Source organism: Clostridium sp. AM49-4BH, from assembly GCF_003478335.1.
GTDB lineage: Bacteria > Bacillota > Clostridia > Lachnospirales > Lachnospiraceae > Butyribacter.
The window spans coordinates 1-16,928 of the sequence record NZ_QUFB01000018.1; the positions used below are offsets into that span (position 1 = coordinate 1).

The window sequence follows — 16,928 nt, forward strand, 5'->3', positions numbered from 1 at the left end:
TTTTTGGACGGGACGCTTTCGCTACGATGCGCTACGTTACGTTACTTAATGTCTCTGAAATACGAGACATAAGTAACGACGAGCGCAAAGTCCCTTTCAAAAATGATGATTACCTTGCTTCCGGGACTTTGAGTTTCCGAAGGGCATGTAAATCAATCATCAGAGACAACAAAATCTAGAAATCACCAAAAACGTAAATGCGGCAAGGCAATTATTATAGTTCTCTGTCTGCAGAAACCACGATGTTGTGGCTGCAAAATTCTTAGTATTCTTTGACATAATAAGCAATATGTGGTCATAAAACAGTGTTCGGTATGGGAATTTTGTTGTACTAATATTTGCGGAACTCATTAATGTCTTTGGCTAAGATTTTAATGCCACGGATCTGGCTTTCAAATACGCCCTGCTCAAAGAGTGCCTTGATGATCATGCCGGCCGGTATACCGATGATCAATCCAAGCATTCCGATCCAGCGATAGCCGATAAACATAGATAACAGTGTCAAAAATGGGCTGATCCCGATACTGTCTCCCACAAGTTTTGGCTCGATCAATCTTCGAACGATCATTGTGACAAAATAAGCAACTATCAATACTGCCGCATGAACATATCCTCCGGTCAGCAAATAATAAGCCGCCCACGGCATGATCACAGTTCCCGTACCAATAAAAGGCAGAAAATCTAAGAGTGCTGTGATCACCGCGATCACCATCGCGTGTTTAATATGAAGTGCCCCAAAAAAACACCACAAAATAACAAACATGATGAACATGATCTTAAAACATGCTTTCAGATATCCACCAACGGCTTTCACCATAACATCACAAAATACATTCCATATGTGCTTAACACTCGATGGTGTGTATTTCAAAACTGTATCCTTGATCTTTTGTCGATCAGCGACAAAGAAATACGCTAACATGATCGTCAAGATCGACAACACCAGTCCATCAATAACGGAACCAGCTAGGGAACTCATTGTTTTCATTGGACTGTCCGTCAATGAATTCAAAAATTTCAAAATATAATCATTTAATCTACCGTTGTCTCCCGGCAGCAGCTTGTCCACATCAGATGGTATCAAATGAACCTTGCTGTGCAAGGTTGCCAGCGAATCATTAATGTTTTGAAGTACCGTCTGATACAATCCCGGCAGATCAACAACCCAGGCACTAACCTGCAAAATTATCTCTCGTATGCCAAAAACAAGCAGCGCTGCAACAGCCGCCAAAATAAGCACGATAACGATCACGGAACCATGCTTACGCATGATCTTGATCCGTTTTTCCAAAAAACTAACCAACGGATTTGTAATCATTGCAATGACCCACGCTATGATGATTGGTAAAAAAAATCGAAACAGCTTCGGTCCCAAAAAGAAAACTGCCAGTAGTGCTGCTAGAGTCACTACTAAATTGACCACGATCCGTTGATGCAAAACCTTTCGTTCTTCTGGCATAACTGCATTCCCCTCTTTCTTTGCCGTAAATAGTGTTTCTCTGCCTCTATATTAAGACAAAGCATACAACCATGCCTTGCCCAATCATCACAGAGAACATGATAACATTGTTACTTAATCTGACAATTTTATAGCAAATACAAATCCAACTGCTAAAATGATAACACCGGAAATCCAAGTCACGGCACTAAGTCCAAGCAGTGGTGTCTGCATGAGAATTACTACCGGAGAGGCAGCTACTAATCCCAAAATAGCCGTGTAGGTCAATGTTTCCTGCTTATTAAGCAGCACTTCGATCATCTTAGCAATAGCAAAAATACCGATCACAACGCCAAGTCCGAATGGAATCAATGATCCACATAACTGCAAAATCGTGTGCCACTGTCCCTTTGCAAGCGCGCTCGTGAAATCTTTGACTGCTAAGAGGATTGGGTTGTAATAACCAAGGATCATGAGCATCATAGACCCGCTCACACCAGGGATAACCATTGTTGCAGATGCGATCACACCTACGATAAACAGCAAGATTGCCGGAATGATTCCTACCGTCAGCGTCACTTCCTTGCCTTCGCCGCCAAAATACTGCATTAATATAATAGATAGGAAAAATACTAAAAATACAATAACATGGGATATCCCTTTTTTCTTGCCTTTTACTTTGCCTAGCAGCAACGGGAGACCGCCTAAGATCAGACCGATGAATGCCATCTTGGTCTGAAATCCATAATGTTCCAACAAAAATCCAATAATATATGCAAAACCAACAATTCCAACTGCCATACCGATAATATATGGAGACAGGATTTTCAAACTCTTTTTCAATTGTGAAAACAAATGTGTCACACAATAAATAATGTCATCATAGATTCCCATCGAGACCATCATGGTTCCGCCACTCACTCCCGGAATGGCATTTGCCACACCGATCAACATACCTTTTAATATGTCTTTAATATACTTCATTTCTTTCCTCCACAATTTCAACAAATTTTTGTCACAGACACATTTTACTATAATAAACAGGCAGTTACAATTAGTAATACATTAAAAATTTATGAATTTTGCGACACCGTTTAGCAGTTGCAACTGTGCTCAATACTTCCTATAATAAGATGCACAGGTAATAAGATGCACAGGGCAAAAGCAAATAATACTGTATCATAATAATGTAAGTACTAATGCAGATAGCTCTGTATCATAATGATGTAAGTACTAATACAGATGGCTCTGCATCATAATGATGTAGTAGGTATCAATACAGATGGCTCTGCATCATAATAATGTAGTAGGTATCAATGCAGATGGCTCTGTATCTTGCCTGTAACAAACACCTGTCGGCTTTATCCGGCAACCACCTATAGGAACCCATCATAAGAAAGGTATGGAACATAACATTGAAATATATACAAATTCACAGAAAAAACGTCCTTTGGCGTCAAAGCATATGCTTGTTTGTACTGATCTCCCTTGTACTTTCTATGTCGCCTCGTCCGACAATGGCAAAGGAGAATGTACAAACAGATTGGACCAGACGCGTGATCACACACACTATCACAAATCCAAACAGCAAACTCCTTCATTTTCGATTTATGGATCAAAATGAGCAGGAGGTATCCCTGACGGAAAATATCACTTTGCCGCAGTCAGATTCACTAACACAGAATCCTTCTACCAACTTATCATCAGCTGCTCTCCAGAGTTTTAGACTGACAGCTCCGATCCAGTCAGCCTTAAAAGGAGACAGCAATCTGCCAGCCTCATACGATCTGCGTGACTCCGGAGTTATCACTTCCATCAAAGATCAAGGAAATAGTGGGGCATGTTGGGCATTTGGCACTCTCAAATCAGCAGAATCCAATGCCATTCGCAAAGGTTTCTTAACAAAAAATCATGCCGATTTTTCAGAAAATCATTTGGCGTGGTTTGCTTTTCATCCATCCGAACGTGGCGGTGACAAACTGATCACAGACGGCTTTTATCCAATTTCCTCAGACGTTGATGCCGCCTATACCTGGGGCGGATCATCCCTGATCGCTTTATTTACATTAGCACGCTGGTCTGGCGTAGTATCAGAATCCACTGCACCTTTCCAGGCTGATACATTGGCAGAACGCAGTGCAATGGCACAAAAAATGAAAAAAAACGGAGAAGTTCTCCGCTATCGCTCAAACTATCATATGCAAAATGCCACCTGTTATGATGCTGCACCAACAAGTGCCTGGAAAAATGCACTCATGAACACTTCCGCACTAGCGGCCGGAATGTATTACAACACGGCCTACGCTTCCAAGGGTTCTGCCGGTGCCACCTATTACCAGACTGCATATGCAGGTTCTACCGCTGTAAAATCCTCCAATCACTGCGTAACGATCATTGGCTGGGACGATAACTACTCCAGACTGAATTTTCCAAGCAGTCATCGCCCCAAATCCGACGGTGCGTGGCTGGTTGCCAACAGCTATGGCCGCAAAACCGATGAAAACGGATATTTCTGGCTGTCATACGAAGAACCGTCTATTTGTGATGTCTACGCCTTCGAGCTGGAAAAAAATACAAAGTACGACACAAATTATCAATACGATGGTTTTGGATGGGGCAGTGCGATCCCAGATACTACAAGTCCGAAAGGGGCTAATATCTTTCGTGTCCGTTCAGATTACAACCAAAACCTTAAGGCTGTAGGCATCTATACGATCACCGACGCCCAAAATGTAACGATCCAAATATACAAAAACGTTACTTCCGGCTACCCGACAAGCGGTAAACTTGTCAAGGCAAGTACCACTACCGCATCCATTCCCTACAATGGCTTTCACACGATCACACTCGCAAAACCGGTAGCACTCACAGGAGGCTCCTCATTTTCTGTCGTGGTAACCTACCATTCAAAAAATAACACAGAGGCTTATCTGCCGATTGAAGGGACAGGCGCTTCTACTAATCGTGTGCAATCTCTGTACAACAGCGAAACCGGGCAGAGTTTTTATTATTCGCCTACTGCGAATAGCTGGGTAGACACTTCTGCGGCAGGACAAAATAACGTCTGCATCAAGCATTTGCCAAAAACACAACGCCAAAGCCGACAATTTCCTTTCGATCTGCCAAAATTATTGTTGGGAAGAAAGAGACCTTAAAGCTTCCTCTTACATTAAAACACATTACCGCAAGCCAGGTCCGCTATAAAAGCAGTAAGAAAAAAATAGTTTCTGTAACTGCAAGAGGTAAGATCCGTGCCAAAAAACGAGGAACCGCTACAATTACCGCTTATGGCAAAAATGTCAAGGCACGCATAAAAATTGTCGTAAAAAAAGCACCCTCTTCTGTCGCTTTGAAAGCGAAGAAAAAAGTGCTGAAAAAAGGCTCTGCTCTACAATTGAAGGTTGCACTTTCCAAACATAGTGCCAGCCGAAAACGAACTTTTCGATCATCAAATCCAAAAGTGCTGAAGGTATCCTCAAGCGGGATCGTTTATGCGCGCAAAAAAGGGACCGCGACCATTACAGTGATGACCTATAACCGCCATAAGGCCAAGTTAAAACTTCGCGTCAAATAGCGATAACCTAGGCTCTCCCTCTCTGCCGCACTATGCCAACCGAACATCATCTGCCATAAACGTTAGATCATGGTGTGTAGACATTAATACTCTGCCACGGTGTCATTCTCTATCGTATCAAGCGCCGGCTTCAATACATCAGCTGCGGCCTCATCTGCATGCGATTCCAACTGTCGGATCCACACAGATGGTTCCACACGTTGGATCGTATTCAGACATTGATCCAAAAGCCCCTCACGCCAAAACGGCGACTTGCAGTGTACTAACATCAGAAGCTGTCTTTTGTCCTCCGGCAAATCTGTAACTGCGCCGGCATCCGACTTCTTCAAAAATACAATACCACCTAACGGTGCACGCTCTGCCTGTACTGCCTCAGGACTGCACCAAGGCGTTCCGTATAAATATAATCTTTCTTTATAAATTCCGATAATATTCGCAGAATCGTTCAAGATTTTTCCAATTTGCTTTCCCTGACAGATCCCCGCAAATTCTGCATTCGGATCTGCCGCAAGAATCACACCGCGGCCATCAACAAGCAGCGACGAGGAATCCAATACAAAACGTCCATTTTGCTCCAATGCCAGATAGATAACGTCACGCAATGCCAAAAACAACTCTTCCTTCCATTTACCCTCTGCATCCTGTACCACATATACTTTGGCACTGCGATAGCCCTTGGCAATTGCAATACTGGTCAACTGTACATTCTTAGGATAGAGCAGATCAATTCCCATAGCTCCCTCAAACACACCGATTTCTTCCGATTCCATCAGCATGATCTGACCAACTGTCATTTGAATGTTCATTGTCATTTCCGGTTCTTCCACGATATCAATCGTCAATTGCGGTTCTTCGCTTTCATCGCATCGGAAAGCCTGAAAATTAGAATGCAGATTCTGTTCCTCCACATTAATGCAAACAACGGTATCTCCAATGCAGTATTTCATTGGCGTATCCTCCCTCTATCGAAACCTTTTGATGCGTCTCATTTTCGTTCTGCTGTTCAATTTTTCGTTCACAACATAATTTTGAATAATATTACAGCTCGCCAGGTCTTCTGCCGCTGTGCAAAAATCCTCCCAAAAAGAATCTCTCTGTTCTTCTGCGATCATATAACTGATTGCTAATTCATCAAATACCTTACGTGGATTTTCATCCTGATCGATCTTACGCACAATATCATACTCCAACGCCCCCAATTGCATGACCGGATAATCTCTGACAATTCCCTGTCCTACCGGCAGTGCATATATGACATCTGCCAACTTGCGTACTACATAATATTTATTTCTTACCATACATACCTCCCACTCTTCGATTTATTTGCCGCTGTCTTTATATTTCCAAAAGGACGCAGTCACTCGGAACCGGCTGACTCCTCCATAAAAGATGCAAAAAACTCAGGGCACATATCCAATAAAGTCGGTTGATCCTTATCCGGACGAAACAAGTCCAAAACCGGCTTCATAACGCGTTCAAACTTGTCTGCATCTTTGGATAAACGCAATATTTCCGCCGTATTGACCGCATCTGCCAAGGCGGTATGCTGCGCCCCGGTAAACTCATAATCTGCTGCCGTAACTGCCTGCTTCAATTTAATCTTCTTGTTAATTCCTAACAGCTCACTATATACTTCTTGAAAGTCCGTCCAATGACTCTCCATACGGGCAATGATCGGTCCCTTGTACTCCTTAAATGTCGATTCCGTCTGAAACTGCCGGATATCCGACATACTCCAAGAATAAAACCAGGTAGACTCTGATCCGATCCACTCAGCGAAATCATCCATCGCCTTCGCAAACCGCGGTGCCCCTACCAGTTTATCATCCGTAATGCCGGTTAACGCTATGATCCGATGATCCATCGCCCCATAATCCGGAGCAACATATGTCTGATACTGATCAATAACCTCAAACTGATCATCCATCTTCACTGCGCCAATCTCTATTAACTCACTGGAGAGCTTTATGTCACCTCGCTGTTGTTTATCAATTTTGTTCATTTCCAAATCAATCATGATATGATTCACCGGACACACTTCCCTTCTGTTCGATGATCGAATTTGCTTCTCATGCGGTAATACCGCCTCTTTTTATTGTACCACAAAGCGATACACTTTGCATTAACAACTTCGCAAAAATTGACGTAACATCAAAATTATGTTATAATGTTATTGTCAATTGAATGGATTATTTTTGGGACAAGTTCGATCTTCATACAGTTAGTAATATTTTCGGACTAAAGATTCTGAGAAGATAATCTCACCATAGAAAGGTATAGGTGCTATATGAGTCAGACAGACATACTCCGGGTAAGATCCTCCGTAGACCAAAACATCGGAAATAAAGTTAAGATCCGTGCGAACCGCGGGCGCCACAAGATCGATGTGACAGAGGGTATCATCCGTGAAACCTACCCAAGTATCTTTCTGGTGGAAGTAGAGAATAAGCTCGACGATACCACACAGAAGATTTCTTTCAGCTACACAGATGTACTCACAAAAGACGTCCAGATGCAGTTGATTTAAGGATCGCTGTGTTTTAATATTATTTTGATATTATGATGTAGGTACAAATACTCTTTTGAGCCATGCATTATATTATTAATGACAATGCAAAAAGAAGATACCGATTCACACTTTGCGATGAATACGGTATCTTCTTTTTATGTGTATTCTGTCATCATACTATCTGAAACAAATTATATTGCCTCGCCGTCATTGTCTGCATTGCGTTGTCTGGTCTTGATCGCACAAACAATATAAAACGCTGCCAGGATCAGACTTAATCCGCCCCAGATTGCTAAATCACCAAATTCTCCTCGATCAGCAAGACTCATCAAAAATCCAAGCAAATAGAATACAGCAGTTACGATCAGTCCCGCAATCCCTTTTGCGTTACGCATCACAATTCCCAAAATTCCACCGACCAGATATACAAATGCACATAATAACCCTGAACTGCCGCTGGTTGAATTATTCTCCTGCAATGCATTTCCTACCCCTACTGCGCAAGACTGTAATGCAATAAACAAGAACAAAACAATGGAAATAATCCCTATCGTCAACCTTCCACTACTCCACACGCCTTTTCTCTTATTATCCATATTCTCCTTCATTCCTTTCCATGATATGCTTACCTTTTATCGTAAGGTTCAGGCTATTCTCAACTTCCTATTCCTGTTACCTGTTTACTTAAGTGTCAACTTCGCCACTCCTGTTTTGTACTCTTTCATATAATCATCATTTGGTCTGACATCCAATGTAAACTCGATCGTTTTTACTTTGCTAATATTGTTGTCAGTCAAAAAGCCTTGGCTTAAATCTATCGTGACTATGTTTTGCTGTTTATCAAATACCGGAATACTAACAAGATCAAAATCTGTTTCTGACGAGGTATAGTCATTCACGGTAATGTTTTCAACATCAAAAACCTGATACTTTCCAGTCGTATTCGTAACGGCAAATTGATATTTATCCCCGTCGCCTCCCAGATATTCGATCTTAATGCCATTTTTGTTATAAATCGATTTACCGGTTTTGACCACTTTCCTGCCTTGAAACTTATTCGTTTTATGCGGATCACATCTGTGTAAAACGAATTATACTCATCAGAATCTACTGCTTGAAATTTGATATCCACAAATTCTATGTCTTTCATTCCCATGTCTTCCATAAAATCTGTATCAAGCTCTAGTTTTGCATTTGCTTTCTTTCCTTTGGCAATTTCACAATCAAGGTCAAACATGTTGTTATTCGTCATAATTCCATTGATCGAATATGCACTGGCATAAATTGTCCAATTTGCACTGGATTTGTTCTGAAGCCGGAACCAGATCGCCGTGTTTGCATCATCGAATTTATCAACATCAATCACCAGATTTTTCTTGTTATAAACATTTTCCTTGGTCACCGTTGTCTGCGTTTTAGAAGTAGTCTGATCCGATGTACTTTCCGTCGTTGTCTTGCTGCTCCCTTTTGCTTCCTTGTTACTCTCCTCTTTATCACTTCCACCGCTACAAGTCATTGCTAAAACTACAACAGCTACTATTACAACGGCAAAGATCAAAAAACTGCTTTTTTTATCTTTCATACGCATCCTTTCTCCTGCCTGACAAAAAAACAGACTATCAGGCACGCTTTAATTATTTGTGCCGGCTTATAGTCTGATTTTACATGAAATAATTCTATTTTTCGTCCGCTATACAGCGGAATAAGCGTGAGTTGTCAAACGATTAAGAAACAATGAGTGCTAATATGCTTATGATCAAGAAACAACGAGTGCCAATATGCTTATGATCAAGAAACAACGAGTGCCAATATACTTATGATCAAGAAACAACGAGTGCCAATATACTTATGATCAAGAAGCACCATACTATCGTATAAATGACCGTCATGATCATGTACAGCAGTCTGCTTTTATTCATGAGAGGCAAACGATCCATTACCCCGCCATAGTTTCCTATCAATTCGACACAACCAAGAAGCATTAACAAAGCGTCAATGCGAAATGCCCATAATGTAAAACCGGTATATGCCGCATTGTCCGCATCCGTAAACGTACCGGAAAAACAAAGTGCATAAATTAGTACATAGCCAAGAGCTGCAATAAGCATTTTCCAAATTTTTCCTGTCCGAAATCCAACCGGCAGCCACCTGCGCCATCCAAGCGCAAGCTGTTTGTCTGTACTTTTGGGCTGTAATGCGAACTGTACGATACGTTTTATAAAGTCTAACGCATCCGAGTAAAATCTATTCTGTGCAGCTAATTTACGTTTGGCAGCCAATTCGCTACACAGATCATTCGTCCGCTTATTCGATCCGGCGATCGTTCCACATTCCTGAATGACTTTCCGCAGTTCATCCACTGTCGGATAACGATCTTCTTTGGCAAGTTGTATGCATTTGGTGATGATATCATAGTACTTGCCGGCATATTTGCCGCTGTCCGGATAATCACCGGTCAGCATATAATAGAACGTGATGCCCAGCGCATAAATGTCCGTACGAGGATCTGACTGTCCAAAACCATATTGTTCCGGTGCTGCAAATCTTCTTGTGCCCATCAGTCTGGTATCCTCATTTTGTTCCGCACGGAGTTCTCTTGCCGCATTGAAATCAATCAGTTTTACGACTCCATCAGAGCTAAAGATAATATTCGATGGTTTGATGTCACGATGTATGATCGGCGGTAGATTGCCATGCAGCTTGTGCAAAATATCACAAAGCGATCGGATAACAAACGCCGCATTTTCCTCCGATAATACCCCATGCTCTTCCATTACAGTCTCCAGTGTCTTTCCATGAATATATTCTTCGATCACGATCAAACGATTTTCTTCTTCCACACACTCTATAACCTTTGGAATATTATCGAATTGTTTTTCTTTTAATTGTGCATATACTTCAAAGTTATATAATAGAAGTTCCTTACGCACATAGATTTCATTCGTCTCTATATTTTTTACCAGCCATATCTGCTTATCATCACTTAACCGGGTGACTTTTTCATATAACGATAATTGGTATTTTTCTTCCAACGTCAATGTTATCCTCCCATCATGCGCTCTGTCATTCACTGCATAGTGCGCCCTGTCATCCACTGCATAGTGCGCTCTGTCATTCACTGCATAGTGCGCCCTGTCATCCACTGCATACTACACTATCATTCATTGCATAGTGCGCTCCGTTATTTACTGCATAGGTTCTTGTATTTTCTAACACATTCCTTTAAAATATCATAATAGATAAATTATAGCAACAAAATGGATAATTCCTTTCTGGCTGTAAGTAATATTAACCATAAATATATTGTAGTGGAAAAGAGGAACCTATGAAAGAACAACCAACAACCGAACTACTCGATATTCTTAATAACATCGACAAAAAGGACATGAGTGCGTACATCAAAGAATTTGCTGCAACCGCTTCAGCCGCAGCTCCATTCCCGGAATACATCGCCGAACATGGCATTGCCATTGCTGACGTTGTGCATCGCTGCCGTGGTATATTATCCAAATCTTATGTATATGACATTCTAAATGGGACCAAACGAAATCCGTCTCGCGATGTTGTTCTGCTCTTATGTATCGCCGTCCATGCAGATCGCAAGCAGACAAGACGGCTGCTTGAAAAATATGGCCACCGCGATCTATACGCAAAAGATACAAGAGATATCATTATTGCGACCTATATCAACAACAAAGAATATGACATAGATCGCATTAATGACGAATTATTTCAGTACCATTTATCACCTCTTAGCACCGAGCATTAACCGACAAATACTGCCGTACATCCATCCGCTTTAACGATGCCTTTCTCCACTACAGCTGAACCGCCAACGGTATATAATACCTTTCCGTTTACATTAGGTACTGTCACGGCATCTGCTCCCGGATTAATGATGACCGTGATCTCCTGTTCTGCTGAAGTGCGCTTGTAAACCAACGGATAATCATCGGATACAAAAGAAATCTCTCCTTTGCTTTGCAACGCCGGATTTGCCTTACGAAATGCGATCAAACGTTTTACTTCACTGCGAAGTGAATCTTCCTGTTCTGACTGCGTTTTCGCATTTGGACGGTCTGCGCTCTCATCAAGAGCAATATAATATTTATCCTTACGAGCTGCTGAAAATCCGGCACTCAAACTGTCATCCCACTGCATCGGTGTACGAGAACCGGTTCTTCCATATCCACCTTCCACAGAAGTTAAGCCTTCCACATAACGCATGCCAATCTCATCCCCATAGTAAATAAATGGTGCTCCCGGCATAGAAAGCAGAAATGCAAATGCCACCTTTAATTCATCCGTGTCCAAGTTCTTTGCCAAACGATCCATATCATGATTGCCGGACGGAATACAGATCAATCCTTTTCCATCTGTCTTCGCATAGTTCGCCTGATAAGCAGCAACGAATTCTTTGGCAGATCCTTCCGCATCCTTGCTGAAATACGGATGATCGCAACGGAACAGATCATTATAATGAGATGGCCCGAAGTGAAGCAAAAAGTCCATGTGAAAACCGCCGATCAAAGACTTATCCGGCTCACCCCATTCTGATACCATTGCTGCATCCGGGAATTCCTCATCCAAAAATTCACGAATATTCTGCCAAAGAGCAATCGTCCCCTTGCTTTCCGGATCATTTTTCACCAGAGATCCCGCCATGTCCACACGAAAACCGTCACAGCCTGCATCCAGCCAAAAACGCATGATATCTTTTAGAGCCTCTCTCGTAGCGATCGGCCCTTCTGCATCCATCGGCTGCTGCCATTTCTGCTCCGGATCCGCTGATAAAATCCATAATTCAGCGCCGGCTGATGCGAGAAAAAGTTCACAGCGCAAGAGCCGTCACGATCGGATATGCCACGAATACTTCCCATTCCTGTCGGTTCTACCCAGATACAATCTGTCCACACATACCGATCTGTATACTCATTACGTTCTGCTTTCATAGACTGCTTAAACCACTCATGCGTTACCGCAGTATGTCCCGGCACCAAGTCTAAGAGTATATGCATATCTTTGCGGTGCGCTTCCTCAAACAAACGTATCAGATCTTCATTAGTTCCATAACGCGGTGCCACTGTATAGTAATCTTCTACATCATAGCCCGCATCTCCAAACGGAGACTGAAAACATGGATTGATCCAAATCGCATTACACCCCAGATCCTGAATATAATCCAATTTTTCAATAATACCATTGATATCACCAATTCCGTCCGCGTTCGTATCGCGGAAAGACTGCGGATAAATCTCATAAAACACAGCGTTATCAAGCCATTCCGGTTGTTTTCTCTTTGTCATCATTATAACCTTACCTTTCTTACTGTACATCTGCAGTCCTATTACGCAGACGTATTATTTGTGTATATCGGCCAATTCTATATTTGCTTAGATTTTTTCTCCTTAATATTAATCTTGCACAACAAATTTTACAAGTGTTTTTATTATTTCCTTTGCCTCCAATGGCTTTGCAAGATGTTCATTCATGCCAGCCGCAAACGATTTCTGACGATCATCTACAAACGCCTTGGCGGTCATTGCAATGATCGGAACTGTCATGGCATCTTCCCGCTCCAATGCACGAATGCACGCAGTTGCCTCTAATCCATCCATGATCGGCATCATAATATCCATCAAAACAGCATCAAACTCGCCTTCCTCAGAAGCCCTGAATTCTTTAACACAGCGCTCTCCATTCTCCACTAAAACCACTGTAGCTCCTGCCGATTCCAATATAAATTTGGCCACTTCCATATTTAATTCATTATCTTCTGCCACCAGAATTTTTTTGCCTGTCAATACACCGGATACTTCTTCCTCAGGCTGCTCTTCCTCCAAAACAGCCTCATGGTTCACCACGAGAGGCATCCTTATCTCGAACACAGACCCTTTTCCCTGCTTACTGGTAAACGAAATCTGTCCATTCATCTTATCCAATATATTTTTGACAATAGGCAGCCCTAAGCCGGTACCGCCATATAAAGTCCGTGCTGTCTCCGACTCCTGCGCAAACGGTTCAAAGATTTTCTGTTGAAATTCTTCGCTCATACCAATGCCGGTATCTTCACAGCGAAAGGTTAAGACAACATGATCTTCATCCATAGTTTCTTCTTTATAGCTTAATATGATCTTTCCATTGTCTTTATTGTACTTCACAGCATTACTCAGTATATTCATAAACATTCTCTTAATATGGATCGGACTTCCCACGAAGGAAGAATGTTTAACATCATAATCCGCCACCTGAATCGTTATGCCTCGTTCTACCGCCTGCTGCTCCACTACCTGATATAAGTTGTCCAACATTCGGGACAGGTTAAATGAGCGTTCCTCCATGATGATTTCCCCGGACTCGAGTTTTCCCATATCTAACACTTCATCGACCAGTTCTAATAAAAGCCCTGAGGCATCCCATATCTTCTTACGGCATTCTGCCTGCTTATCCAGGTCATCATTGTAATAATTAGCAACCTCGATCATTCCACGAATACCGTTGATCGGCGTTCGGATATCATGACTCATTCTCTGCAAGAACTCGGTCTTGGCAACATTAGCACTCTGTGCTTCCTGCGCTTTTATAACAAGCTCGCGTTGGTATTCCCGTTCACGTTGTCGCCGTTCACGCATATGAACCTGCTCTCCGCGATACTGCACAAATAATATGATTGCAGAAAAACTAATATAAATAATAGCTGCTACTAAAACGTTGCGCCAACAGTTACATAAACTTTCGACAACGGAAGACAGGTATAGATATAATAATCTGTCCCACCGCTCACATTTCCATAATAGAAGTTGTGGTCTACTTGAAAACGCATCAATTGTGATCGTTTTTTATGGTTTCTTATCGCACGATTTAGTTTTGAAACAAAAGGGCAGTCAAACGAATTCAGATCAACATGTCTTTTATCATTCGAAGCAATGATCTTTTTCTCTTTCGTAATTATGATCGTACCATTGGTATGCATATTATACCCCTCCAACAAACTTTGAATTGACAGAGCATAATTTTTGGCATACTGTGCCTTTGTTACAGTATAACAAACGATCACGCCTTTTTGATCAGGTCGTCCGACTGCCGATATATCAACGAGCGTTCCGTCTTCCGTTTCAATTCTTTCTGCATAGTTTTTTAATTCATATTGTGCTGTATTTAAGACAACCTCTCGTTTTATTTCCTTTCTCACTTCTGCATCGGGAATGTCAACTGTTTTATATTCCTGTACAACATCCCCGGAGGGCGACATTAATGTAATTCCACTCAATCTTTGCTCACCTGTATATTTCTTGAGCAAGTCATAATCTATCTCCTTACTGTGGCGTGCAACATCACGTCGAACCTGCTGCGTCTTATCAATCAGCCGATCAAGGCTCTTGGTGACGTTTGATGCATTGTATTTCTGATATGTAATATACTGTGTTTTAATATATTCTGCTTTATCTTCTACACGCTTCTGCGCATCTTTCAAGTCCGATTCCGCAGATAACTCAAATACGCCAAACAGGATCATACATCCAACCAACATTATTAATCCCAGTGTGCGTCTTCTTGTTTTTCCCCAATATTCCTTATTATTTTTCAAGAACATCTACCTCCAGAAATTCGTCGGCGTTTGTTACATACTGCTCCAATATCTTTTTTGTTCTTCCGTCTTTTCGCATACTGTCAAGCTCTTTGGACAAGGCTGCAGCGATGCCGCGCTGATCTTTTTTCGCAAAAGCAACCCCCAAACCCGTTGTCAAAATAGATTCCTTTAATATGCGGTAATCTGCGTTGAAATCTTTCAAATACTGTTCCACCGCCGTTTCATGAGCTGCAATTGCATCTACATATCCTTTTCCCAGTGCCGTGTATATATACTCTCGATTTTCAAAACTGTAAACACTTTTTACTCTAGGGATATTCCCCTCTTGTTTCAAAAAGATCATTTCCGGTTTGGTAGTTGACTGTACGGCGATGATCTTATCCTTTAGATCACTCAAATGATAGATAGAACTCTTCGCATCCACCGCTACTACCTGATGACTGACCATATAAGGTCCTGCCCATTGGTAATCCTGCGACCTTCCTTCCATCGAAAAGCAACCCCAGATACAGTCTATCTTCCCTGACTCGACCAGCTCATCTTTTTTTTCCCAGTCAATCTTTCGAAACACCGTCCTGTAACCGAGCTGTCCAAATGCTTCTTCGGCAATCTTCACATCAATTCCCGCCGGATTACCATGCTCGTCCGTATAGTTATAGGGTGGAAATATATCACTTCCTACAATGATCGTCGGTCTATTGTCTTGTTTATTTCGGGATTCTTTCGTAAGATGTGCGCAGCCGGCTATCAAACTGACTGCAACGCACAGTGCGCTCAGCACCGCTATCCATTTTTTTATGCACATGTCTGTTTCCTTTCGTGCTTTTAACAGAATTATAATTACGAATAATCTTATTCCTTGATTCGCTTTCATCATTATATAGAATTAAATTTAGAAAGTAAATAGACTGTCGAATTATGTCGTACTTTCCTGCGTATAACGATATCAAGATCAAGAAAATATAAACATTTCAACAGTCTATTGTTCGTCATATTAAGGCGCTAAATAATAAATACACCTTTCTCAATAATCTCCGGAAGCTCACTTAGATCCCTGATCACCAGATCTGCCCCTGCGCGTGTGAATTTTTCTTGCGTACGTGCATCTGTTCTGCTTTCTCCTCCGCAGAAAGTGAAGTAAATTCTTCTTCGCTGAGTCCCAACGCAGAGCTTCCCTCTAACACTCCGATCGTAAACGCTCCGGCATTTTTGCCTTCTTTCATATCCGATGCCGTGTCACCTACCTTGATCACCTGTCTGACATCTTCGATGCCAAGTAACTGCATATTTCGAAAGATCATATATGGAGCCGGTCTTCCTTTGCCGCCAACATCTTCCGGTGTCACAAGTGCATCCGGCTCATATCCTTTCTTGGATGCCTCAACACTAACAATATCCATCATGGCATGCGTATAACCCGTCGTAGATCCGATACGTATACCTTGCTCGCGAAGCCATTGAACACACTCCAAACAGCCATATTTCGGATCTGTATATTCTGCCAGACCGGACAACAATTGCTTTTCAAAGATATCGTAGATCCTTTCTACATCGTCTACTGTCGGCGCCTGTTGATATTTTGCGATCCAAGCTCTTTGAATACGTTTCATAGACAACATTGCACGTATATGATCCATTTTGAGTAATCCCATCGGCTCTCTGATCTCTTGCATCGTCGGTGTGATCCCTACTTCTTCAAACGCCTTTGCGAATGCATGGACAGGCGCAAAACAGCCATAATCTACCGTCGTTCCCGCCCAGTCCATTACTACCATTTTAATATCCATACGTCTCAACTCCTTCATCCTTGTCCCAA

At 41.9% G+C, this 16,928-nt stretch carries 18 protein-coding genes; 3 read left to right on the forward strand and 15 right to left on the reverse strand.

Annotation, left to right across the window (positions count from 1 at the left end; translation table 11 throughout):
- Positions 1–331: 331 nt before the first annotated feature.
- Together ytvI and DW981_RS06750 are read right to left on the reverse strand one after the other, a co-directional pair.
- On the reverse strand, positions 332–1,459 hold the full coding sequence (ytvI, locus tag DW981_RS06745; RefSeq protein WP_118507198.1) for a sporulation integral membrane protein YtvI: 1,128 nt from the start codon (positions 1,457–1,459) through the stop codon (positions 332–334).
- Positions 1,460–1,573: 114 nt separating this feature from the next.
- Positions 1,574–2,422 (reverse strand): DUF368 domain-containing protein, encoded by an 849-nt coding sequence (locus DW981_RS06750; protein ID WP_022026058.1) that lies wholly within the window; start codon positions 2,420–2,422, stop codon positions 1,574–1,576.
- 533 nt (positions 2,423–2,955) lie between these two features.
- Here DW981_RS06750 and DW981_RS06755 point away from each other — a divergent pair.
- Positions 2,956–4,593, forward strand: a complete 1,638-nt coding sequence (locus DW981_RS06755) for a lectin like domain-containing protein (RefSeq protein WP_182434174.1) — start codon at positions 2,956–2,958, stop codon at positions 4,591–4,593.
- A gap of 502 nt (positions 4,594–5,095) precedes the next feature.
- Here the strand turns inward: DW981_RS06755 and DW981_RS06770 are convergent.
- The 3 genes from DW981_RS06770 to DW981_RS06780 are packed head-to-tail and all read right to left on the reverse strand — an operon-like array spanning position 5,096 to position 7,041.
- A complete protein-coding gene (locus tag DW981_RS06770; RefSeq protein ID WP_022026060.1) occupies positions 5,096–5,959 on the reverse strand; it encodes a hypothetical protein in 864 nt (287 codons plus the stop codon).
- 15 nt (positions 5,960–5,974) lie between these two features.
- Positions 5,975–6,310 (reverse strand): hypothetical protein, encoded by a 336-nt coding sequence (locus DW981_RS06775; protein WP_022026061.1) that lies wholly within the window; start codon positions 6,308–6,310, stop codon positions 5,975–5,977.
- Positions 6,311–6,369: 59 nt separating this feature from the next.
- Positions 6,370–7,041, reverse strand: coding sequence for a 3'-5' exonuclease (locus DW981_RS06780; protein WP_118507201.1), 672 nt, complete (start codon positions 7,039–7,041; stop codon positions 6,370–6,372).
- A 258-nt stretch (positions 7,042–7,299) separates the two neighbouring features.
- On the opposite strand from DW981_RS06780, the gene DW981_RS06785 reads away from it, so the two are divergent.
- Positions 7,300–7,539: a Veg family protein gene (locus tag DW981_RS06785; protein WP_022024251.1), complete on the forward strand. Its 240-nt coding sequence runs from the start codon at positions 7,300–7,302 to the stop codon at positions 7,537–7,539.
- A 173-nt stretch (positions 7,540–7,712) separates the two neighbouring features.
- Here DW981_RS06785 and DW981_RS06790 read toward each other — a convergent pair whose 3' ends face one another.
- From DW981_RS06790 to DW981_RS06805, 4 genes are all read right to left on the reverse strand, one after another.
- The gene (locus DW981_RS06790; RefSeq protein ID WP_022024250.1) at positions 7,713–8,117 is read right to left on the reverse strand and encodes a hypothetical protein; all 405 of its coding nucleotides are present in this window, start codon (positions 8,115–8,117) and stop codon (positions 7,713–7,715) included.
- A gap of 84 nt (positions 8,118–8,201) precedes the next feature.
- Entirely contained in the window at positions 8,202–8,420 is a 219-nt protein-coding gene (locus DW981_RS06795; protein WP_118507202.1) for a hypothetical protein, read from the reverse strand.
- The gene (locus tag DW981_RS06800) at positions 8,417–9,103 is read right to left on the reverse strand and encodes a hypothetical protein (RefSeq protein WP_147352622.1); all 687 of its coding nucleotides are present in this window, start codon (positions 9,101–9,103) and stop codon (positions 8,417–8,419) included. Before DW981_RS06800 ends, DW981_RS06795 begins: the two co-directional genes overlap by 4 nt.
- Before the next feature lie 238 nt (positions 9,104–9,341).
- A complete protein-coding gene (locus DW981_RS06805; protein ID WP_118507204.1) occupies positions 9,342–10,664 on the reverse strand; it encodes a serine/threonine-protein kinase in 1,323 nt (440 codons plus the stop codon).
- Between the two features lie 182 nt (positions 10,665–10,846).
- On the opposite strand from DW981_RS06805, the gene DW981_RS06810 reads away from it, so the two are divergent.
- Complete coding sequence (locus DW981_RS06810; protein ID WP_022025627.1) at positions 10,847–11,290, forward strand: helix-turn-helix transcriptional regulator; 444 nt, start codon at positions 10,847–10,849, stop codon at positions 11,288–11,290.
- Here the strand turns inward: DW981_RS06810 and DW981_RS15905 are convergent.
- From DW981_RS15905 to phnX, 6 genes are all read right to left on the reverse strand, one after another.
- On the reverse strand, positions 11,287–12,279 hold the full coding sequence (locus tag DW981_RS15905) for an alpha-amylase family glycosyl hydrolase (protein WP_279220182.1): 993 nt from the start codon (positions 12,277–12,279) through the stop codon (positions 11,287–11,289). The two genes, DW981_RS06810 and DW981_RS15905, sit on opposite strands and share 4 nt — an antisense overlap.
- Complete coding sequence (locus DW981_RS15910) at positions 12,240–12,857, reverse strand: alpha-amylase family glycosyl hydrolase (RefSeq protein ID WP_279220183.1); 618 nt, start codon at positions 12,855–12,857, stop codon at positions 12,240–12,242. The genes DW981_RS15905 and DW981_RS15910 overlap by 40 nt, the downstream gene beginning before the upstream one ends.
- A 78-nt stretch (positions 12,858–12,935) precedes the next feature.
- On the reverse strand, positions 12,936–14,153 hold the full coding sequence (locus DW981_RS06820; RefSeq protein WP_118507205.1) for an ATP-binding protein: 1,218 nt from the start codon (positions 14,151–14,153) through the stop codon (positions 12,936–12,938).
- A 71-nt stretch (positions 14,154–14,224) separates the two neighbouring features.
- Entirely contained in the window at positions 14,225–15,109 is an 885-nt protein-coding gene (locus DW981_RS06825; RefSeq protein ID WP_118507206.1) for a hypothetical protein, read from the reverse strand.
- The gene (locus DW981_RS06830; protein WP_022025630.1) at positions 15,099–15,917 is read right to left on the reverse strand and encodes an ABC transporter substrate-binding protein; all 819 of its coding nucleotides are present in this window, start codon (positions 15,915–15,917) and stop codon (positions 15,099–15,101) included. The genes DW981_RS06825 and DW981_RS06830 overlap by 11 nt, the downstream gene beginning before the upstream one ends.
- 253 nt (positions 15,918–16,170) lie before the next feature.
- The gene (gene phnX / locus DW981_RS15600) at positions 16,171–16,899 is read right to left on the reverse strand and encodes a phosphonoacetaldehyde hydrolase (RefSeq protein WP_347474524.1); all 729 of its coding nucleotides are present in this window, start codon (positions 16,897–16,899) and stop codon (positions 16,171–16,173) included.
- Positions 16,900–16,928: the final 29 nt, after the last annotated feature.